General features: G+C 31.2%; 23 protein-coding genes. 17 read left to right on the forward strand and 6 right to left on the reverse strand.

The window, feature by feature from the left end; genetic code table 11:
- The first annotated feature begins 264 nt into the window (after positions 1–264).
- From H2650_RS10730 to H2650_RS10770, 9 genes are all read left to right on the forward strand, one after another.
- Positions 265–411, forward strand: a complete 147-nt coding sequence (locus H2650_RS10730) for a hypothetical protein (protein WP_188050801.1) — start codon at positions 265–267, stop codon at positions 409–411.
- Positions 412–487: 76 nt separating this feature from the next.
- The gene (locus H2650_RS10735) at positions 488–865 is read left to right on the forward strand and encodes a nuclear transport factor 2 family protein (RefSeq protein WP_188050802.1); all 378 of its coding nucleotides are present in this window, start codon (positions 488–490) and stop codon (positions 863–865) included.
- A gap of 813 nt (positions 866–1678) precedes the next feature.
- Positions 1679–2260 (forward strand): Crp/Fnr family transcriptional regulator, encoded by a 582-nt coding sequence (locus H2650_RS10740; RefSeq protein ID WP_188050803.1) that lies wholly within the window; start codon positions 1679–1681, stop codon positions 2258–2260.
- Between the two features lie 58 nt (positions 2261–2318).
- The gene (locus H2650_RS10745) at positions 2319–3263 is read left to right on the forward strand and encodes a ketopantoate reductase family protein (RefSeq protein ID WP_188050804.1); all 945 of its coding nucleotides are present in this window, start codon (positions 2319–2321) and stop codon (positions 3261–3263) included.
- Between the two features lie 167 nt (positions 3264–3430).
- Positions 3431–4009, forward strand: coding sequence for a Crp/Fnr family transcriptional regulator (locus tag H2650_RS10750; RefSeq protein WP_188050805.1), 579 nt, complete (start codon positions 3431–3433; stop codon positions 4007–4009).
- Positions 4010–4076: 67 nt separating this feature from the next.
- The gene (locus H2650_RS10755; protein WP_188050806.1) at positions 4077–5099 is read left to right on the forward strand and encodes a saccharopine dehydrogenase; all 1023 of its coding nucleotides are present in this window, start codon (positions 4077–4079) and stop codon (positions 5097–5099) included.
- A gap of 2 nt (positions 5100–5101) precedes the next feature.
- Complete coding sequence (locus tag H2650_RS10760; RefSeq protein ID WP_188050807.1) at positions 5102–5680, forward strand: NAD(P)H-dependent oxidoreductase; 579 nt, start codon at positions 5102–5104, stop codon at positions 5678–5680.
- Positions 5652–5807, forward strand: a complete 156-nt coding sequence (locus H2650_RS10765; RefSeq protein ID WP_188050808.1) for a hypothetical protein — start codon at positions 5652–5654, stop codon at positions 5805–5807. The genes H2650_RS10760 and H2650_RS10765 overlap by 29 nt, the downstream gene beginning before the upstream one ends.
- Before the next feature lie 579 nt (positions 5808–6386).
- On the forward strand, positions 6387–7367 hold the full coding sequence (locus H2650_RS10770; RefSeq protein ID WP_188050884.1) for a BtrH N-terminal domain-containing protein: 981 nt from the start codon (positions 6387–6389) through the stop codon (positions 7365–7367).
- A 155-nt stretch (positions 7368–7522) separates the two neighbouring features.
- Here H2650_RS10770 and H2650_RS10775 read toward each other — a convergent pair whose 3' ends face one another.
- The gene (locus tag H2650_RS10775; RefSeq protein WP_188050809.1) at positions 7523–7885 is read right to left on the reverse strand and encodes a MerR family transcriptional regulator; all 363 of its coding nucleotides are present in this window, start codon (positions 7883–7885) and stop codon (positions 7523–7525) included.
- Positions 7886–7993: 108 nt separating this feature from the next.
- On the opposite strand from H2650_RS10775, the gene H2650_RS10780 reads away from it, so the two are divergent.
- The 5 genes from H2650_RS10780 to H2650_RS10800 all read left to right on the forward strand — a co-directional run bounded on the left by H2650_RS10780 (position 7994) and on the right by H2650_RS10800 (position 12324).
- A complete protein-coding gene (locus tag H2650_RS10780; RefSeq protein ID WP_188050810.1) occupies positions 7994–8626 on the forward strand; it encodes an NAD(P)-dependent oxidoreductase in 633 nt (210 codons plus the stop codon).
- A 225-nt stretch (positions 8627–8851) separates the two neighbouring features.
- The gene (locus H2650_RS10785; protein ID WP_188050885.1) at positions 8852–9433 is read left to right on the forward strand and encodes a TetR/AcrR family transcriptional regulator; all 582 of its coding nucleotides are present in this window, start codon (positions 8852–8854) and stop codon (positions 9431–9433) included.
- Positions 9434–9476: 43 nt separating this feature from the next.
- Positions 9477–10268, forward strand: a complete 792-nt coding sequence (locus tag H2650_RS10790) for an SDR family NAD(P)-dependent oxidoreductase (protein ID WP_188050811.1) — start codon at positions 9477–9479, stop codon at positions 10266–10268.
- Between the two features lie 195 nt (positions 10269–10463).
- On the forward strand, positions 10464–11087 hold the full coding sequence (locus H2650_RS10795) for a CatB-related O-acetyltransferase (protein WP_188050812.1): 624 nt from the start codon (positions 10464–10466) through the stop codon (positions 11085–11087).
- Between the two features lie 391 nt (positions 11088–11478).
- On the forward strand, positions 11479–12324 hold the full coding sequence (locus H2650_RS10800) for an RteC domain-containing protein (RefSeq protein WP_188050813.1): 846 nt from the start codon (positions 11479–11481) through the stop codon (positions 12322–12324).
- 77 nt (positions 12325–12401) lie between these two features.
- Here the strand turns inward: H2650_RS10800 and H2650_RS10805 are convergent, their stop codons facing one another.
- Entirely contained in the window at positions 12402–12659 is a 258-nt protein-coding gene (locus H2650_RS10805) for a hypothetical protein (RefSeq protein WP_188050814.1), read from the reverse strand.
- Between the two features lie 459 nt (positions 12660–13118).
- On the opposite strand from H2650_RS10805, the gene H2650_RS10810 reads away from it, so the two are divergent.
- Positions 13119–14771 carry a helix-turn-helix domain-containing protein gene (locus H2650_RS10810; protein WP_188050815.1) on the forward strand — a complete coding sequence of 551 codons (1653 nt, stop codon included), beginning with the start codon at positions 13119–13121 and terminating at the stop codon, positions 14769–14771.
- 207 nt (positions 14772–14978) lie between these two features.
- Entirely contained in the window at positions 14979–15719 is a 741-nt protein-coding gene (locus H2650_RS10815; protein ID WP_188050816.1) for a DUF3891 family protein, read from the forward strand.
- A 311-nt stretch (positions 15720–16030) separates the two neighbouring features.
- On the opposite strand, the gene H2650_RS10820 is transcribed toward H2650_RS10815, so the two are convergent.
- On the reverse strand, positions 16031–16411 hold the full coding sequence (locus H2650_RS10820; RefSeq protein ID WP_188050817.1) for a hypothetical protein: 381 nt from the start codon (positions 16409–16411) through the stop codon (positions 16031–16033).
- A 26-nt stretch (positions 16412–16437) separates the two neighbouring features.
- Positions 16438–17085, reverse strand: a complete 648-nt coding sequence (locus tag H2650_RS10825) for an SOS response-associated peptidase (protein ID WP_188050818.1) — start codon at positions 17083–17085, stop codon at positions 16438–16440.
- Between the two features lie 163 nt (positions 17086–17248).
- Between H2650_RS10825 and H2650_RS10830 the strand changes: the two genes are divergently transcribed.
- Positions 17249–17794 carry a hypothetical protein gene (locus tag H2650_RS10830; RefSeq protein ID WP_188050819.1) on the forward strand — a complete coding sequence of 182 codons (546 nt, stop codon included), beginning with the start codon at positions 17249–17251 and terminating at the stop codon, positions 17792–17794.
- An 80-nt stretch (positions 17795–17874) separates the two neighbouring features.
- Here the strand turns inward: H2650_RS10830 and H2650_RS10835 are convergent, their stop codons facing one another.
- Positions 17875–21456 (reverse strand): PAS domain S-box protein, encoded by a 3582-nt coding sequence (locus H2650_RS10835; RefSeq protein WP_188050820.1) that lies wholly within the window; start codon positions 21454–21456, stop codon positions 17875–17877.
- Between the two features lie 21 nt (positions 21457–21477).
- Positions 21478–21912: a response regulator gene (locus H2650_RS10840; protein ID WP_188050821.1), complete on the reverse strand. Its 435-nt coding sequence runs from the start codon at positions 21910–21912 to the stop codon at positions 21478–21480.
- Between the last annotated feature and the right edge of the window lie 85 nt (positions 21913–21997).

Genomic DNA, 21997 nt, shown 5'->3' on the forward strand with positions numbered 1-21997 from the left:
AAGACAATAGGGCGTAACTTGTATTTAAAAAAAAGATGACAAAATAAAAGGTATTGCATCATCATTATTATTACCTTCAAATATGATAAATACTAATAGTAATTAGAGTTTTAATGAAAGGCAGCATACAACAATGTATATAAAAAATAGGCGAAATATCAGTAAAATAAAGGCTTTTGGCTTGTATCAAACTTTGTACTCAACCGAAAGTTTCGTGCTTCGAAATTGCCTACTTTTCATATACCAAACGTTATATGCAATTTTATGGAAAGAAAAAGCCTACTAAATCAACTTGAACTCAGTTATGCGCCATTAACTGCGCATGAATTTGCAATTACTAAAAATGATATGGAGAATTCAAATCGAGAATCCACCACGGATTTTGACAATGGTAAAAAAGAAGATAAATAAGAACTAGTTAAAGTAGTAAAGACGAATTAGCAAGAAAAAGGAATTAACACTTTATATAAACAATAAATAATCACAGATGAAAGACAGAGAAGAAATTATTTTAAACTATTTACAAGGATATAACAACTTTAATGTTTCTACAATGGTGGCAAACTTTTCGGATGAAATTACTTTTGAAAACATAGACAATGGGCAAATTTCAATGACATTACACGGAATTGAAGCATTTAAATCACAAGCAGAGACGGCAAAAAACTACTTTTCTGAAAGACATCAAATAATAAAATCTTTCAAACACGAAGAAGATAAAACCGAAATTGAAATAGAATATTTCGGTGTTTTAGCGGTTGATTTTCCCAACGGAATGAAAAAAGGAAATGAACTAATTCTAAAAGGCAAATCGATATTTGTATTTAAAGATAAAAAAATAATAAAACTAACCGACATCAGTTGAAAATCGGAAAGACACAAAAACAACGAACCGCCAACATCGGTTTGGCAATATGGCGGGTTTTGTGCCAAAATCAAATTCAGTTTTTCAATTGAAGTTTAGTGCAAAATTGAAGTTTTATGCTTCGATTTCCGCCGCATCGCCTAGCCGAGAAACGTTGGTAGTAATTTAGAAAATAAACCAGTAAATTCAAAAAATTAATGCAACAATTTTAAATTTGTTGGTATAAATTTGTATTTTTTACTTATGTAAATACAATTTTAAGCAGCTTATTGCACACTGTAACTAGAGCTGCTTTTTTGTTCTTTGCTTTAGCTTCTAACTGGTCATATAATAAACCAGAATTGTGATTTGGTTTTCTAGGCAACTAGGGCAAACATACATAAAAATTCCGAAGTTATTTGTCTCTTTTTTACCTATCCTAACAAGCCCTCTTACACTACTTCCATTTAATATTGATTGGAACTTATGTAACTCCATAAAATTTAAGTTTGACATTAGATCAAATCTATATTAAATATGAATTGGTAAGAAATTATAGGGATAATTGTGATTTGGATAGTGGCACTACACTTGACAGATGAATTTTATAAGTGTATTGTAAACAAGCATTTTGATGAACGTTGGGTGGATCGGCACTTAAATAAATGTAGTGGTCCAGATTTATAATCTATCTGTTTATTATTTAAATTATACTGCCAATTGTATATGCATATTGCTTTTTGTATAACAAATCCACTATATTTACTCAAAATTAAGTTGTAGTGAGCTCTTTAGATATGCTTACGTTAGGCAAGCAATTGAAAAACCAAATTAATGGACAAATCAACACTTAACACCTATTTCCATTCCTTGTTTCCAATCCAGAAAGAAGTCGTTGAAAAAATTACGGAAACATTTTCTAATTTTGTATTAGTTAAGAATACTACGCTGTTGGATAAAGATACCATTAGTACAAAAACATATTTTTTAGAGAAAGGATACATGCGCTCCTATCTTCTTGATGAAGATAATAATGAAGTTACAACAAACATCTATTCAGGTCCTTGTTTTGTCAATGACTTTTTATCCTTCTTCAAAAAACAACCTACAAAAGAAATCTATCAAACCCTGACTGACTGTGAAATATGGGAAACTTCCTTAGAAAATGTACAAACAAATTTTCATAATATCGCCGAATTCAGGGAGTTTAGCCGTCTTTTATTTGTAATCAATTATTATAAACTTAACGACAGAGTAATTGAAATGGCAAGTCAAAAAGCAGAAACAAGGTATTTAAACCTTTTAAAACAGCAGCCATTTACTTTTCAACATGTTCCTCTTAAAATTATAGCTTCATATTTAGGAATTACAGACAGTACATTAAGTAGAATTAGAAAAGAAATCAGTAAACTATAATTTCTTGACATTTATCAAGTGCTTATGTATTCGTGAATTTTGATATTTGTGAAAAAAAATGAATAAGAAACAGATTGTTATCATAGGTCTTGGGGGTGTTGGCGGTTATTTTGGCTTTAAGATAAATCAAGCAAACGAAAAAATTAAGGAACATTCAATTTCTTTCGTAGCAAGAGGTCAGACTTACGATACTGTAAAAGCAAATGGACTAACGTTACTTTCACCTGAACATTCAATAAGTATAACAAAACCCGATGCGATGCATCAAACAGTTTTCCATATTTCTAAGCCCGATTTGGTATTTATTTGTGTTAAAGAATATGATTTAACGAATATTTGTAAGCAACTATCCGAAGTAATTACAAAAAAAACCATTCTTATACCAATGATGAATGGTGCTGATATTTATGATCGAATTCGTGAAATAATACCCTATAATACTATCCTTCCCTCTTGTCTTTATGTTGCGTCACATATAAAAGAAAAGGGCATTATTGAACATAAGGGAAAGTCAGGGAAATTAATTTTAGGCAAAGACCCAGAACATATTTCTGAAGATATAGCTTGGGTTATAAAGTTAATAGAAAGTAGTAAAATAGATTTTGAATTCAAAGACAATTCATTACTTGATATTTGGACAAAATTTATTTTTATAGCAAGTTTTGGCTTAATAACTGCAAAACACAATTCATCAATAGGAGCGGTTTGCAGTATTCAATTACAAAAAGAAGCAGCAACGAAAATAATGGATGAAATAAAATCAATTGCAGATCGGAAAGGAATTTATCTGCTAGACAACATTATTCAAAAGACATTTGAAAAAGCTGCTACGTTTCCTCCAAAAACACCTACCTCTTTACAACTTGATTTAAATTCCGGAAAAGGTAATAATGAATTAGAGTTGTTCGCTGGAACTATTATCAAATATGGAAAAGAATTGAATATGAACACGCCTTTTACTGAAAGTATCTATCAAGAAATAAAAGCCATACACGACATTTAAGACGCTATGATTTTGAAGCATGTGCCTGCCCGAAAACTAAAATTCAAGGAAACAACCAAAAGGCACAAAATGCCAAAATATCTTATATAAAGTTCTCAAACCCGACCAGCGCCATGAAGTTATCCGTCACCATAAGAAAACCGAAAAGAATAAACATAAATCTACAAATGACTCACGATAGTATTAAACTCTTTTTAGAATCATTCAAGATATTGACAGATGTTGAAATTAACAGCTTTATTCAAATGCTAACTCATAAGCTCTTCAAAAAATCGGAGTACTTTATTAAGGAAGGCGAAACTTGTAAACAAGTAGCATTTGTTTTATCGGGAAGTTTACGTAGTTATTACAATTCGGACAAAGATGAAGAAATTACTTACTGTATTACGTTTCCCAACAGCTTAGTGACTGCCTACTCATCATTCTTGACGGCACAGCCAACACAAGAAAATATACAAGCAATTGCTGAAACTGAAGTATTAATCATTCAGAAGAGTGATTTTGAGGTCTTAATTCAACAAAATCCTAATTGGGTTTATTTCTTAAAAACAATAGCTGAACAACAATACATTGAATTAGAAAAAAGAATATTTAATTTACAAAAAAGTGACGCAGTAAAACGATATGCAGACCTGATGAAAAATCAACCAGAGTACATTCAAAAAATTCCTTTACAATATTTAGCCTCTTACTTGGGAATTTCACAACGACATTTAAGCAGAATACGGAAGGAATTTTCTTTTTAGACATTTGTCCTATTAATAAAGTTTGACAGTATTTAGCTTTGCACATCTAACATTTAAAACTAAAGAGATGAGCAAAACAATTTTAATAATTGGTGGAACTGGTTTGATTGGTAAAACTATTTATGAAATGCTGTCAAGTAGAAATCCTTCTTTGAAAATTTTCATCGGAACAAGGAATAAAGATGCAAATCCAGACCATATTCACATCGATGTAAATGACAAAAGCACTTTTGCATCATTAAACATACATTCCATCAGTCTAATCATTATTTGTACAAAAGACTATCATAATAATGTTTTAGATTATGCAATAAAATGTAAAATTGATTATATCGATATTACAAAACCTACAAGCGAGCTAATTAAATCTTTAGATTTTACCCGTAAAAGATCCGTTGAAAGTAAAATTGTATTTGGTTCTGGATGGATGGGTGGCATTGCCCCATTGTTAGTAAATGCAAAAAGAGTGGTTGTTAAAGATATTACAAGTGTTGCGATATTTATTTACTACTCTACTAAAGATAAAGCCGGAAAAAGTTCTGCTGATTTTATGGCAGAGAATGTAAGTAAGACCTTCCATTTCTATCAAAATAATATAAAAATTTTTACCAAGCATTTTTTTAATTCAAAGTATCATAAATTTGATTTTGACGGCAAAAATAGAAAAGTGTATGATATTGATATTCCAGATTTATATATTTTTAACCAAATAGAAAAAATACCAACCGTAACAGCCAAACTGACTTTTGATTCTAAATTCATTACTTCGGCCCTAGGCATTATGCAAAAAATAAATTTCTTTAAAATTTTAAATTTTAAAGAAAGAAAATTAATATTTGGAGGCAGCGGAAGTGGCGATATTTCTTCTTTTGAAATATCTTTTTCTAAAAGCAACTTAAATACTGACAAAGTGACGATTAAATGCCGAGAAGGGCAAGCAGAGTTGACCGCCTTTTCTACGGTACTTCACATTGAAAAAATGCTGAAAAATGATATTAAGAGCGGCGTTTATTTTAGTCATCAACTACACGATCCTACAGAGTTTTTATCTTCATTAACTTCAAATAACGCAATTAATATAAATATTTAATTATGAAAAAAATAGTTATCATAAATGGTCATCCTAATAAAGAAAGTCTGAATTCGGCATTCGCAATATCATATAAGAAAGGTGCTGAAAAGGCTGGTGCAGAAGTAAAAGAAATTGTTATTGCTAGTCTAAATTTTAACCCCAATTTACAATTTGGTTACCAAAAAAGAACTGAATTAGAACCCGATTTGATTGATGCTTGGGATAAAATAAAATGGGCAGACCATTTGGTTTGGATTCACCCGGTTTGGTGGGGCGGACTTCCTGCTATTATGAAAGGATTTATTGACAGAGTTTTTTTGCCAGGCTTTGCATTTCAGTACAGAGAAAACTCGATGCTATGGGACAAATTATTAAAAGGTAAAACGGCTCACATTATTACAACACTTGACCAACCTAGTTGGTATTATTGGTTAGCCTATGGCAGACCAAGTGTCAACCAATTAAAAAAATCTACATTAGAATTTTGTGGAATTAAACCCGTAAAAGTTTCGTACAATGGTATCGTTAAAAACTCAACAGACGCAAAAAGATTAAAATGGGTTTTAGAAGTTGAAAAAATGGGCAGACAGCAAAAATAAAGTAGAATACTTAAAAGCGGTAGGTCAAAAGTTATGGTTTGTTATTCCGCATACACATTGGGGTAAATCATTATTTGTAGTAAAAATCCATATCTTCGTCAAACAAGACATGCAGCAGTGGGCATAACAGTTGGAAATAAGAGGATCATAGAAGGTAATAGGACTGACTTTTATAGGAGGTTATTAAGATGAGTCCAAAGTCTATGATGATGTGTATTTAATACATTAGGAAAGAAAAAAGATTCAATTAATAAAAATGACTAAAGAAGAAATAAGGATAATTTAATAATAATTCTGTTAACATCGATGTGGTAATATGGTGAGCTTATTTCTAAATCCAAGTTAAGTACTTTGATTGCATTGTAACCCGATATAAAATATTGTGGTATTTTCCAATTAAACTTACACGACGGAATCAAATTAGCTAATGTACTAGATCTAAAAGACAATCATTATTTGTGTTTAAAGATAAAAATAACAGAACTAATGGACATTAGTCAACAATTAAAGTTAGCTGACAAAAACCAAATGCTGGAATGAGTTTGGCAGTATGAAAAGTTTAGTAAAAAAATCTGAACTTGGTTCTTTTAACATAATTTAATGTTTGTTAAGCATTTTAACTGCTTAATTGGAAATAAAGCTAGTATAAAAACATTTCTTGACAATCCAAAACAAAATTGTAGAACTCAATAATCTATCGCAACACATGAAAATAGATAATTTAAAACCATTTGACGGACAACATTGTGAAACCACAACAACCGGAACATTGTTATTACAGCTTCATATTGAACTTTCTGAACCAATGCTTTTTGGACTTGGAGAAGGTCTAGGATACATATTTTGGAACATGAAATCTATGGATTACCCTTTTATTGGTGGACGAGTAAAACCTGACGTACTAACCGAAAATATAGCAAGAAACCTAAACCTTGAATTGACTGTAAATGAGACCTCATCGGTGCAAAAAGCTTGGGACAATGTAAAATCACTTATCGACAACGGACAAGCTGTAGGATTAAAGTTAGACTGCTTTCATCTTGAATATTTTTCAAGACCATTTCATTTTGCAGGACATTATACTGCTCTTTATGGCTATGACAGCGAAAACGCATTTTTAGTAGACACAAATCAACAAGGCGGACTAGTAAAAACTACTTTGAAAAGTTTGGAGCTAGCAAGAGCGGAAAAAGGACCTATGTCATCAAAAAATTTGTACTATACTTTGCACAAAACTGACAATGATTTTGACTTACGAACGGCAATTTTAAAAGCAATTATAAATAATGCAGCTGAACATATAAATCCGCCAATCACAAACATTGGCTATAAAGGAATTTTGAAAACAAGTTCAGAAATTATCAAATGGTTCAAATTAAGCAAAGACATTGAAAATGATTTTAAAATGACTGCTATGTTGATGGAAAAAGCAGGAACGGGCGGGGCTTTATTTAGAAATTTATATCGTGATTTTTTGAAGGAAAGTTACGAACTGCTTAAACTAGACAAATTGAAACAAGGTCATATAGAATTTGTAGAAATAGCAAAACTATGGAAAAATGTTTCAGACCTTTTCATAAAAGTTAGTGAAACACGAGACATTAAATATATAGAAGAAGCATCGGAAATTTTAAAAATATTATCCATAAAAGAAAAAAATACAATGGAATTATTGGCCACAATATAGCCGTATTACAAATATCATTCTGGCGAAATTGCAGATTTATTTTAATAACGGTTTTCAGCATATCGTCGTGCCGTCAAAATACAGTATGCAATATAATAACCAACTTTTCAAATTATCAAAATCTTGTAGCTGGATTGTGCAATCTAATAGGCAAATTAACAGTTACCTTTTTCAACATCTTTCATTGCCTCTAGTAAAATTTTTTTTACTTGTCTTAATTCTCTAATTTTATTGTCAATCTCATCAATTTTTTTTTGCGCAATTTCAATTATTTTACTGATAGACAATCGATTGTTAAACCAGTCTTCCATTGATTTTTTTATTTCAGACAGAGTAAAACCTGCTTTCTTTGATGCAATAATCCAAAACACTTTTTCAATGACAGTATTATCATACTGTTTATAATTATTAGACGTAACAGTTTCATCTGTTTTACCCATAATTAAACCGTAATTTTCATAGTATCGTAAGGTGTGTATTGACACTCCTGTCCGCTTTGACAACTCGTTAATTAACATGGCGTTATTTTCATTATTAAAATTATTTATACTATAGACTATACTCTATACTTGCTAGTTGCGAAATTACGTTGTAATTTTGCAACTAGCAAGTATATAAAGATAAAAATGATGCAAATAGCAATAATTGGAGCAACAGGCTCAACAGGAAAAGAATTAGTTCGTTTAGCACTTGAAGCAAATTACAATGTAACAATTGTTGTCAGAAATCCTGAACGCATATTATTTGATGAAAATGTAAACGTTTTAAAAGGAAACGTGAAAGATTTAGAAAGCCTTCAATTAGCTTTTAAGAACATAGATTTTGTAATAAGCTGTTTTGGTCCTAAAAATAATAGACAGGTTAATAATTTGTTGTCTATTGGAGCAAGTAACATTGTGAAAGCCTGTGAAAGTAATGCAGTAAAACGATTTGTTTTCATGAGTGGTTTTGTCCAAGCAGATTATGGTGAATTATCATTTACGACAAAATTACTTATGCCTTTCTTCCGACTCATATACAAGGATTCATACAACGATAAGGTAAAAGCAGAAGAAGCAATTCAAAAAAGCAACCTAAATTGGGTAATAGTTAGAGCTTCCGGTTTAAAAAAAGCCCCACCAGAACGAAAATATGTGGCAGGAGTTAAAACCAAAATTCATTTTGTAATGCTGCCTTACGCGGACTGTGCAAAATGTCTACTTGACGCAATAGTAGAAAAAAAATGGACAAGGCAAATTATTAATGTCGGTAAAATTTAAAAAAAACAAATAGATATTCCAAAGAACTGCTTAGAACAAGCATTTGCCTGGATTGATGCCTAATTTGAGTTATTTATATATATAATGTTTAGGTTTCCGCAATAAATGCTCGTGGTAAGATTCTCGAGTATAATGACTCGAAAATGCATTAGTGACTAATAAAAAACTAAAATTATGTCTTTTAGTTTTTTATTTACTATTTTTGTAGTAACCATTACAAAACTAATGAAAGGAAGACCGAACATATTTAGAGACCAGGAAATTATTCTTAAAGCCCAAGATATATTTTGGAAAAAAGGATACAACGCTACAACTTTATCTGATATTAGTAAAGCCACAGGTGCGGGCGCTGGTACCCTCTACCACACATTTAAAGGCGGAAAAAAAGAACTTTTTAAGAGGTCGCTTTTACAACGAAAAGCAGATTTAAATAATTTTAAAACTGCAATTGAGAATAGTGAAGATCCCATTGAATTGATTAAAGAATTTTTTATTAACGTAGCAACAGAATCAAAAGATGATCATTTCAGAGGCTGTATTGTCGCTAACACCATAGTTGAAATGACTTTTGTAGATGAAGAATTAGAAAACGAAGCTATCGATATATTAAAAGAAACGGAAAGACTATACACTAATACTATTCTTGAAGAACAAAAGAAAGGTACTCTAAAATCTGAAATAGAGGCTAGTGTTTTGGGGAGATATTTAATTACTGTTTGGTGCGGAATCAATTCACTAAGGAGAGTTTATCCAAATAAAGAAATATTAAGAATACAAATAGAGCTTCAATTAAAGTTAATCAATTGATTATGTACGAATATCTATTTATTAAACGCTACAAAAAGTAAACATGGATTTGAAATTAAAAGGTAAAAAAGCATTTATTAGTGGTTCAACGCAGGGAATTGGATTCGCAATTGCTCAGCAATTATTAGTAGAAGGAGCCGCCGTTATAATAAATGGAAGAGAAAAGTTAAAGACAGAACTAGCAAAGGACAAATTACAAAATCAATTTCCAAACGCTGATATTTCAGCTATAGCGGCTGATTTCACAAAGAAAGATGAAATTGAAAAATTGCTTCAAAAATTAACAGAAATAGATATTTTGATAAACAACGTAGGCATTTTTGAAATTGAAGAGTTTCAGAATATAACCGACAAGCATTGGTACAAATATTTTGAGATAAATGTAATGAGTTCTGTTAGACTGTCTCGACAACTTTTGCCAAAAATGCAAAATAAAAATTGGGGACGTATTATTTTTATTAGTAGTGAATCTGGAGTAAATGTACCTGATAATATGATTCATTATGGAATGACAAAAGCAGCTATATCTGCAATTGCAAATGGACTTTCAAAATTGACAAAAGGCACTGAAATTACAGTCAATACAATTGTGGCAGGACCAACATATTCCGATGGTGTTTCACAAGTAGTTGAAGAAATTGCAGGAGCCCAAAATATTGAAATTGAAACGATGAAAAATGCGATTATTCAACGTTCTAATCCTCATATTTTATTAGAAAGATTTATAAATCCGCATGAAATTGCAAATTTAGTAACCTATTTATCAAGTCCTGTATCTATTGCAACAAACGGAGCTTCATTAAGAGCGGATTCTGGGGTTTTAAAAATAATTTAATTACATGCGCTTTAAACAATTTCTTTAGTTACGAAATAAAGAAATTTTAACAGCATTGTTTTTTTACCAAAATAAAGTACTTTGTTATATCTTAGTTCTTATAAAAAATAGAGGAGTCCAAACTCTTTATGAAAATGATCTATTGTAACTTTTCAGTTATTTTAGATGAAGTGACTAATACAAATTGCTATACATATGAAAATACCTAACAAGAACATTAAATTTCCACTAGCTAATTATGGAAAACTATGTTTTCTTAAAAATATAATAACAAATCCTAACATTGATGTTGGAGATTTTACATACTATGATGACTTTGAAAATGTAGGTAATTTTGAGAAAAATGTGAAATATCACTTTGATTTTATAGGAGATAAATTAATAATTGGAAAATTTTGTATGATTGCTTCTGACGTCAAATTTATTATGAATGGAGCCAATCATTTGACAAAATCAATTAGTTCTTTCCCTTTTGCCATATTTGGTGATGATTGGAAAGATGCGATGATTGGAAAAGAATATCCAAATAAAGGAAATACTGAAATTGGAAACGATGTGTGGATAGGATTTAATGCTACAATAATGCCAGGGATAAAAATAGGTGATGGTGCTATAATTGCAAGTAACTCTGTTGTAAGTAATAATGTTGAACCATATTCAATTGTTGGTGGTAATCCTGCAAAAGAGATAAAAAAAAGATTTACAAATGAACAAATTGAAAAACTTTTGAAAATTAGTTGGTGGAACTGGCCAATTGAAAAAATTACCAGAAACATACAGAATTTGACAAATGATAATATTGATGTTTTAAAGATGTAGTAAATCTAATATTAGGTGGTCATTAATGCGCGAGAGAAATTTAATTTTTAATAAATTAGTAATTTTGGCCCTAATCTGATTTTTTTGGAAATTAGTTTATAATATAGTTCCAGCTAGAAAAAATAGAAAAAGAGATTAAAATTATGACCTAAATGCTCATGTTGTAGTGAAAGATTACTACAGCTAATATTATTATAAGTAGAAATTTGCAGTTGTTAATACTTTGAATTTTAAGCTAATTAATGGTTTATACACTAACTTATTAGCTATGCAATTCGGGAATTTCAATATTCAATTCGGGAATCAAACACTAGATAATTTGCACCGAATACAATCAGCGTATAGATTTGTTTTTGATTTAATCAAGAATACTAAATCTAAATAACCTACAATGAAATTATTTTCTGAGTCCCTGCAGTCGGAATTAGACCGAAAACTAGAACTGATACCTTTAGAAGGAGCTTATACAGTTCGTTATTATGAAGAGGCTATCAAAATCCTGATTATGGGTTTAGAAAAACTAAAAACCTACTTAATAAAATACAAATTCAAAGATAAAAATGAAGAGATTGAATTTTTTCGGTATGTCAAACCTATGTTTGCGGGAAAGCTCATTTATTATACCGAAATATATAATATTGAAACGAATAAACCCTACGGTCCCAAAAAAACACTTCGTAAATATTATAATTCTGAGTTGCTAAAACTAAAAACATTTTTCGACGAAAATCAGGAATTTTACCGCTATTACCGCACAAATAATCGATACCTTGACAAAATGTACTTTGTAAGAGGCAAATGTGATATTAAATTAACACTAGATAATTTTTACTTTCAGGCTGACCAGCGTTTTTCTACTTCTCATGATCATAAATTAGCAAAAATTCTGGCCAATGATTTGATTAAATGTTATATAGAATCAGAAATCACAAAGATAGAGCATAACCACGACCAGCAGAGGCTAAGAAATTTACCTTCTAGAAACCTGAAATGGACAAGCTCAAAAGTGGAACTTATAGAACTAATTTATTCGCTTCATACAGAAGGTGTTTTCAATAATGGAGCAGCAGGACTCAGTGAAATAATCAGCTTCTTCGAATCAGTTTTCGATATTAATTTAGGTCAATTCCACCGCGTTTTTCTCGAAATTCGAAACAGAAAAACTGAAAGAACTAAATTCCTAAATATCCTAAAAGACAAACTTATCAAACGTATGGACGAAGCAGATGAAAATTAAAAAAGGCTACTCAAAAATGAGTAACCTAGTTAGAACACATTATTTAAACCGCATACAATTTAACTTAAATCTAGTTCTTAATCATTACCAACACGCGTGATAAGTTTTTTCCAGTCCGGATTAATAATGTTATCTGTTACGGGGCTCGAATAACTCGAAATACTATCCTGTATATGATAAGCTTCAGATAGCGTACTGGGCATATGCATTCCTGGTACATACTTGACAGTACTTTGAGCCGACACCACTTCCACTTTTTTGGGTGCATGATAAGAATTTTCATTTTTCCCATTTACCTCCTCTAAAGTATCATCTGATACAAAAACCGAATCCATAGTACAGCAATTAAGTGTAAATAAAAAGGAAACGCATAGTGAAGTGCTTAAACATGGATTGAATTTTTTCATTTTAGATATTTTTTTTAAATGTTACTGATTACTATTTTCATCAGTTCATTTCTCCCGGGGTAATTTGAACAATGTTGGTGTTGGTTTTACTCATAAAAAACCATTTGAATTCAAGACAAAACTAATGGCTCTTTTCTCTCCCCGCAAGTCTACAACTGTCCAATTCGGGAATCTATCATATGTAATTCACGAATTGAACACATAACATTTCCTGATAAATAACAACTATACAGTGAGTTATATTCTAGAAGATAAAAAAACCCTTTATTAACGTAATTCTTTTATCAATTAATTTATTTTAATTACTTTAGTATGCAGGAACAGAATAAAGTGGTAAATAAGTCCTGCATTTTCTAATCGGTAAGCCCCCAATCTTATAGATATATGATGAAAAAATACTTAATAATACTATGGGTATGCCTGTTTCATAATGCCTATGCGCAACAAAATAATTTGTTAATCTCAGACAGCCTTTCCGGTAAAACCTATGAATTTTTTAGCAACAACATACGATATGAGGAAAAAGATAGCATTAATGAGAGGTTATATGCACAATCGTGGTTAGCTAAAGGAAAACGGGAGAAAAACTTCGGTCAAATGACGCAGTCTTATAAAGCTTTAATTTATTTAAGCGATAATAAGCTACAACTAAAATATGCAGATAGTATGCTGACTGCAGCGAGAAGTACAGCTGACATCGAATTAATCGGATCAGCATATATGACAAAAGGGATAATACAGTACGATCATAAAGAGCACAGAAAAGCTCTAGATAACTATCTGATAGCTGATGAATATATTTCAAAGACAGACAACCACTATCTAATATACAAAGTAAAATATGTAATTGCTCAGGTCAAGTATCACCTTGGATTTTACGATGAGGCAACAGCATTATTTCAAGAATGTGTGAAATATTTCAAGAAAAAAAATGAACGTGCCTATTTAAATTCATTGCATTCGTTAGGACTTTGTTATAACCGAATAGGTAAATATCAGCTGTGCAGCCAGATCAATCGAACGGGAATAAGCGAGGGCTTGCGCTTTAAAAATTTAGAAATGCAGCCATACTTTATCCATTCAGAGGGCGTAAATCAATATTTTCAATACAATTATACAGATGCAATAAAAAAATTGACAAAGATATTACCTATTGTGATTGATAATAAAGACTTTATAAACGAAACAACCGCCTATTTTTATATCGGAAAAAGCTATTGGGATCAAAAATTACATATAAAGGCATTACCCTATTTATTAAAAATAGATGAAGCTTTCCAAAAACAAAAGTACATACGTCCTCATTTACGGGAAGCCTATGAATTCTTAATAGATTATTATCAGCAACAAAACGACAAAACTTTAGAGTTATATTATGTCAAAACACTTTTAGAAGTTGATAAGTTACTACTCCAGGATTACAAATACCTTACAGGGAAAATACACAAAGAATACGACACAAAAAAATTACTCCAAAGGCAAAGAAACATTGAACAGTACTGGACAGTTATAATCTGCCTTGTGATGACAGTTATGACAGTGCTTATAGCGATACTGGTGTACAGGCACTATAAAAATAAAAGATTATTCAAAGAACTAATGAACAGGAAGCCAGAAACATCTAAATTATGTGTAGGATCAGCAAGTAAGGAACTAGATATAAATCCTGATGTAGTTGCTACAATTCTAAAAAAATTAGAAAAATTCGAGCACAGTAAAAAGTATCTCGAAAAAGAGATAAATTTATTGAAATTGGCTTCTTTATTGAATACTAATACTAAATATGCTTACAAAATAATTGCAAAATATCGTAACAAAGGAATTATTGAATATATCACTGATCTTAAAATTGATCATATCATAGAATTGCTTAAAAGTGAAAATAAATACCGTATTTACAAAAACAAATCATTAGCAGACGAGGCTGGCTTTGGCTCTACGCAAAACTTTACAAGAGCATTTAAAACCCGTACAGGGATATCCCCAAGCTATTTTTGTACGGAATTAAACAAATCTTTAACAGCAGATATTTTAAAATAATTGTAAGGAGAATTTAAATAATTCTATTGCCTCATCAGTAAGGACCGTAGTTTCTGCTTTTCGAATTAAATTGAGGCTCTGCTTAATTTTTAAATTTTTATATTGCTGATTCGTTTTTGCGGAAATAATTATTAAATTGGCTAATTTGAATAAATCTCCTTTAATTACTAAATTTTTTTTTAATGTAAACTTTAATTATATGCAATTATGATTGTAGCATCACACAATAAAGGTTGGAAAATTATTACTCAGCGCTCTCATGGCCTTCTAGCTGCTATGATTGCTTATCAATATGACATTAAATTACCCAATGAGATTATTGTTCCAACACTTATCGCAATAGCGGAACACGATGATGGTGTTGCAGAAACTTTAGAAAATAAAAATCTAACCGATGCTGGAGCACCTAGAAATTTTTTAGTAAGCGATAATTCAAGTAAGACTGACCTAAAGCAATATTTAAACGTTATGGAACTGGCTACTTCTAAATGCCAGTTAAACGCTCTATTAACCTCTATGCATTTAAATTTTATCTTTGGTGGTATTAATGAGGAAAATGATTCGAAGCTAAATTTATTTCTGAAGGAACAAGAAACTAATCGTAAACAAATACTGAAGCACCTTAATATTGATAAAAAATATTCGGAACGTTTATATAGATTAGTTGAATGGTGCGATGCATTTTCTTTGCTAATTTGTTTGGATAAAATTCAACCTGAAGGTAGAAAAATGGAAGTATCTGAAAGTCCCGACGGTGATTTAAATGAGGTTTATTATAAAGATGAAAATACAATATCTTTAAAACCTTGGGTATTTAAAGAAAATTCCTTTAAAGTTTTTTATGAATATAAAATTGTAGAACAACTAAAATTCGATTCGTTGGAAGAATTTGATGAAATTTTCAGCAAATCTCCAACAATAAGGAAAGAATTTATTTTTTCAAAATAATGTTTGCTTTAAATTCCTTTTAATTTTTTTGTAAACCAACACAAATTTATAGATTAACTCTAATAGTACGCTTAATTTTTAAAAAACTTAAAAAAATTACCATCATGTTCTTAAAAGAACCCAAATGAGAAGATTTGATATTGTAATTAAAAATAAATCCTTATTTACACAATATGCCGGGAAAAGGAAATATAATTAAAGTTACCTATATAATGTAAAATAATTTATACTGAGCTTTGAAAAATGATTCTTAATAAGTTTCTTATACGATATATGGCGGTAATTAGCACCAAAAATAATTTAGTAAAATTTTAATCTGCCGACCCTTTTTTTTGAAGTAGTTCATTGCAAAATTTTAAAGAAATATCAATGATAATTTCAATATCCTTATCATCTGCTTTTATCTCTTTTTCTTCATCATAACGTAAAACATCAGTTATAAAATTCAATACAGCTTCATCCGAATAACTACCATAATCAATTTTATCACATTCAAAATGAATAGTAATAAACGAAGTAGTATTGATTTTTAATTTCATCTGCTCATCAAGATAATCTGCTGGATTATCGATTTCAATTCCAAAATAATCGATTTCCATCTCATTTTCATCTATCAATGAAATTACTAGTGGTATAAAATCCGAAGCAGGAATATTAATTCTTTTGGTGCTTAAAATCAGTACGTGTTGCATATTTTAAATTTTAATTACTACGAATATTAAAACAAAGATAGATGTTGTGGATTATTGGAAATTTGCTTAGCCACTAAATCCGTCTTGTAAGGATATGCGAAATCTTCGACTGGCGTTAAATTAAGCCACTTACTTTCATCTTCTGGATGTAAAACTATCGGCATTCTCTTTTTAATATTGTGAATTTTGGCCATTAATGGACTTGCATGAGTTGTCAACATTGTATATGTATTAATTACCTGGCCTGATTTGGTGTCATTCCATCGAGAATATAGTCCTGCAAAGGCAAATAGCTCTTCGTTCCCAATTCCTATTTGATATTTAATTTTGTTTTTTCCTTTAGAATCTAACCACTGCCATTCATAAAATCCATTTGCTATTATTAAACACCTTTGATTGACAACATCTTTAAATGATGGCTTTTCTTTAATAGTCTCAATCTTTGCATTTAGAGTCATAACCTTAATATCATCGTTTTTTGACCAAGCAGGGATTAAGCCCCAATTAAAGTTCTCTATAATAGTAACATCCTCATTTGTAATTATTGGAGTTTTAGGAAATGTAAATCCATTTACGTGATCATCAGGTGCAAAGGAACTCTTGTCCTTAATTTTTGCATTAAAGCGCTTTTCAATTTGTAAAGCCAATTTAGTTTGTATGGTGTGGTAGCACATGTACTTAGGTTTTTAAATAAGCAAAAATAATGATTTTTACAACACTCACAATCAGTACTTTAAATTACATAAAAATTCTATAAAATAGTGTAAGACTTTTTATTTGTGCATTTGCCAACTTTGTAAAAGGAGAAACGTAATTCACCAATTAAACAAACATATTATGGAAAATAATCACAACAACCACAACAATGACAGAGGTCAAATGCTAACAGGAATGTTCTCTGACCGTGAAAGTACAGAAAGTGCATATAATGCATTACATGAACGCGGATATGCAAAAGAGGACATTAATCTAGTGATGTCAGATGAGACACGAAAAAAATACTATTCTGAAGAGAATGATAAATCTGAATTAGGAACTAAAGCGGCTGAAACTGCAGGTACTGGTTCTGCCATTGGTGGAACAGTAGGAGCTATTGTTGGAGTAATTGCAGCTATAGGTACAAGTTTAGTAATTCCAGGTTTAGGACTAATAGTTGCTGGACCATTAGCAGCTGGATTAGCTGGAGCAGGTGCAGGTGGAATTGCAGGTGGAATTATTGGCGCATTAGTTGGTTCAGGAATACCTGAAGATCGTGCAAAATTGTATGAGTCCGGTATTAACAACGGTCATGTTGTAATGGGAGTTCATCCAAGAAATGACGAAGATGCTGACTACTTAGAGCAAAATTGGAAAACAAATAGAGGTCAAGATATTTATAGATAATCTTATCTATTTTAAAAAAAATACTCGGCATATTTATGTCGAGTATTTTTTTTGATTATAAAGTAAAATTCTTAAAAATTTTAATGGGAAGTAGGGATAAAGATTTTGAAAGTTGCGCCTTCATTTAAAATTCCATGTGCAGTTATTATTCCACGATGATTTTCAACTATCCTTTTCACAATCGCTAAACCAATACCGGTCCCCTGAAACTTTTCCTTTCCATGCAAGCGCTGAAATACTTGAAATATTTTCTCACTGTATTCCTCTTCAAATCCAATTCCATTATCGCTAAATTTTATATAATAGTACTCTACATCTTGCTTCAGTTTTAAATTATTTAACTCTGATCCAAAAGCTATTAAGCTGTCAATAGTAATTTTTGCATCGCAATCAGGTTTACTGAACTTCAATGAATTAGTAATTAAATTAAATACTACTTGTCTAAATTGAACTGGAATAACATCAATTTTGCAGTCATTTATAATGTTGATAGTAGTGCTTCTTCCTTCAAAATCGTACTCTAAATCTTCTTTTACCTCTTTAACTATAGTGGAAATATTTGCCTTCTCATATACACGTTCTTGAATGCTCGTTCTAGAATAAGCAAGTAAATCTTGAATAAGTGTTTGCATGCGATCAGCAGCACTTTGCATTCTTATAAACTTATCTTTACCTCCCTCAGATATATTGTCATACTCTCTTTCTCTAAGTTGAGTCGCGAATGTTTGAATTTTTCGTAAAGGCTCTTGTAAATCATGACTAGATATATAAGCAAAGGACTGTAATTCCTTATTCATCTTTTCTAAATCATCATTCTTCTGAAAAAGCTCCTTTGTGCGTTCTAAAACCTCTCGTTCTAGCTCAGTCGTAAATATTTTTTGATCTTGAATGTCTGTACTAGTACCTACCCACATTTTTATTTTTCCTTCTTTATCGCGTTGCGGGATAGCTCTAGTTAATTGCCAACGATATGTTCCATCACTTTTTCGAAAGCGATGCTCAATTATAAAATCTTTCTCGGTTGCTATTGCGTCCATCCATCTTTCAGTGTTGTCTTCTTTTTCATCGTCATGAACAATTGAGAGCCAACCTTTTTCAATAATTTCTTCCTTATTATAACCTGAGAAATCAAACACAGCTTGATTAAAATAGCTAAATTTTCCTCTTTCATCAGCAGTCCACACAAAGTGAGGCATTGAGTCGGCTAAAAGTCTGAATTTTTGCTCATTTTCTTCTAACAGTTTCTTTGCTGTAACATTCGCCGTTACATCTGTGGCAACGACCATAACTCCTGTTACGGTATTGAAATCTAATAAAGGATGATATACAAAGTTAAAATAGCAGTTTTCCTTTTTACCAAATCGTGTTAAAGTCACTGGGAATTCATAACCATGAAAGGCTTCTCCCGTTCTATAAATTTCTTTAAAAATAGGACTTATAGTTTCTTCTGCATCAGGTAAAACTTCGAATATAGGTCTTGATAGTAAATCATTTGTGGTTTTGTCTACTAACTCTAAATAGGGAGCATTAACCATGTTGACGATATTTTCTGGACCTCGCACAATTATCATAGCAACTGGAGCTTGATGCACCGCATTACGAAAGCGCTTTTCACTTTCTTCAATTTTTTCTTTAACTTCATTCAATTCAGTGACTTCAGCAGCTGTGTTCATCACGCCATAAATTGCACCACTTGAATCTTTTAGTGGAGTAAAACTATAATTAAAATAATGAACCTTTAAAAATCCATCTTTTAAAAGAGCTACGGGCTGATTTTTAGCATTAAATGCTATTCCACTTTTATAAACCGTTTCTATCTGCTCATAAATATTTTGCTTTTCTAATTCCGGTAATAGATTTCTATATAATTTCCCAATAACATCACTTCCCTTTCCCCATGCATCAATCATGGATTGATTTGCAAGGGTAATACGCATCTCAATCCCAGTATAAACCGCGATGGGAAATGGTGCACTTTCCACCAAACTACGAATGCTTTGCTCACTTTTTTCAATTTCTTTTCGAGCAATCACTTGGGTAGTTACATCATATCCAAGAACCATAATTTTATTACTGTTGCTTTGATCATCGTAAATAGGCTCATAGGAGAAGTTCATATAAACAGTTGCTAAGGTACCAGATCGCATAATTTTTAATGGTAGCTCTGTGGTAGATAAATGTTTTCCTGATGCTCTTACATTATTTAAAATTTCTTTAACTCCTTGTAAAGATAATTCTGGTATGGACTCAAAAACAGATATGTTATCAACTTCCTGTGCGGTTTTACCCCATAAGTCTAAAGCACTTTCATTTGCTATTTCAACAATATACTCTGGGCCACGCAAAATTGCAATAGCCATAGGCGCTTGTAATATGATTGATTTTAAGTTATTCTCACTTTGCTCTAGTTGTTTACGAGCAGTATTTTGCGCCGTAATATCCTCTACTGTTCCATTAAATCGGAATGGCTTTTTATTTTCATCAAATAACACCTTACCTTTTGCATGCAATGTAATTTCATTTTTAGAAATAGGATTTACGATATTATATGCGATATCATAAATACCTCCTGAAGAAAAATCCAAAGCTTTTGCAATAGCATTTAAAACATTTTCTTGATGCTCTTCTACAATAACCTTTGTGGCATCATCTAAGTCTACTTCCTGGTCAGCACTTAAACCAAACCATTCTTTTAAACGGATATTAGCTGAAAATTTATTAGTTATTGGATTATAATCAAATGTTCCTAGAGCTGCAGTTTCAATTACAAATTCTAATTCTTTTTTACTATCTTCGAGCGCCTGCTCTACAGCTTTTTGAGAGGTAATATTTGTGTTCGTACCGAACCATGTAGTAATTTCTCCCTCCTCATTTTTTACAGGAAGAGCTCTAGTTAAAAATTGCTGATAATTTCCATCAGCGCCTTTAATGGCATAACTCATCTCAAATGGTATCCCTTTTTCTAAAGAGAAGTTCCATTCTTGCAATATCTTTACCAATTCCTCTTCACGATAAACGGACTTCCATCCCCAACCTTTCATTTCTTCAAAAGTTGTTCCCGTATAATCATACCATTGTTTGTTATACCAGTATAGCTCCCCTTTTTCGTCTGCCATCCATGCCAGATTAGGAATATTATCAGCAATAGCTTTAAATCGCTTCTCGCTTTTATTTAGTTCCTCATCTGCTAGGTTCTTAGCGGTAGTCTCAAAAATGGTTATTAAAATTCCTCCTATGGATCGATCCTGCAAAAAAATAGGACTGTATGCTAAATCAAAATAACAGTTTTGAATCGAGCCCTCTCTTAATAATGGAAACATAAAGTTTGAAAAACCTACAGATTCTCCTCGTTCCACGGCTTTAAAAATAGGTTCAGTAATATGCCACACCTCTGAAAAGGTTTCAGAAGTACTTTTCCCTAAAGCATCTATCTCCTTTTGATGTCCTAAAATGGGCACATAAGCATCATTAAAAATTTGTCGATATTCCTTTCCCCATGCGATATACATTGGAAAAGGATTATTTAGTATGATAGAAACTGCAGATTGTAGGTTTTGAGGCCAAGTATCTGGACTTCCTAGCGGAGTTTGTGTCCAGTCTTTGTTGCGAATTTGAAGTCCCATTTCCCCTCCACCTTCCAGAAAATAATATGGATTGTTCAAATTGAAATGATTAAAAATGTATTAGCACTGAATAATAAATTTACTTCTTTCGGGTTGATTAATTTTGTCTACAGTTAATAATACTGTTGCCTGATTAATTGCCTTTTTTAATATGCCAAAGTCACCTGGCTTTCTAATATAATAATGGGCTCCCATTTCATACAGTTTATTTACCATATCAATATCCATAGATGTAGAGAATATAACAACCGGTATGAATTTTAATTCTTCATTACATTTTATCTCTAATAGACATTCACAACCTGTTTTACGCGGCATATTCAAATCAAGGAAAAGAACGTCAGGTAATTGATCTGTATTATTTGTCAAGAACTCCATTAGTTCAACTCCGTCACTAACGGTAGATAAAGTAGTGGTCGAAAATAAATCTTCAACAGCATCTTGAAAAAAAAGACGATCATCCATATCATCGTCGGCAAGCAATAAATTTTCCATAAGAATGACTATTCAGAATATTACTAAAGTAAAATCTTAGGTTAAGAAAAAATTTCATCTAAATCAACCCAAAAGTAAGAAAAAT

The organism is Flavobacterium sp. GP15, from assembly GCF_014281985.1.
Taxonomy (GTDB): Bacteria; Bacteroidota; Bacteroidia; order Flavobacteriales; family Flavobacteriaceae; genus Flavobacterium; species Flavobacterium pygoscelis.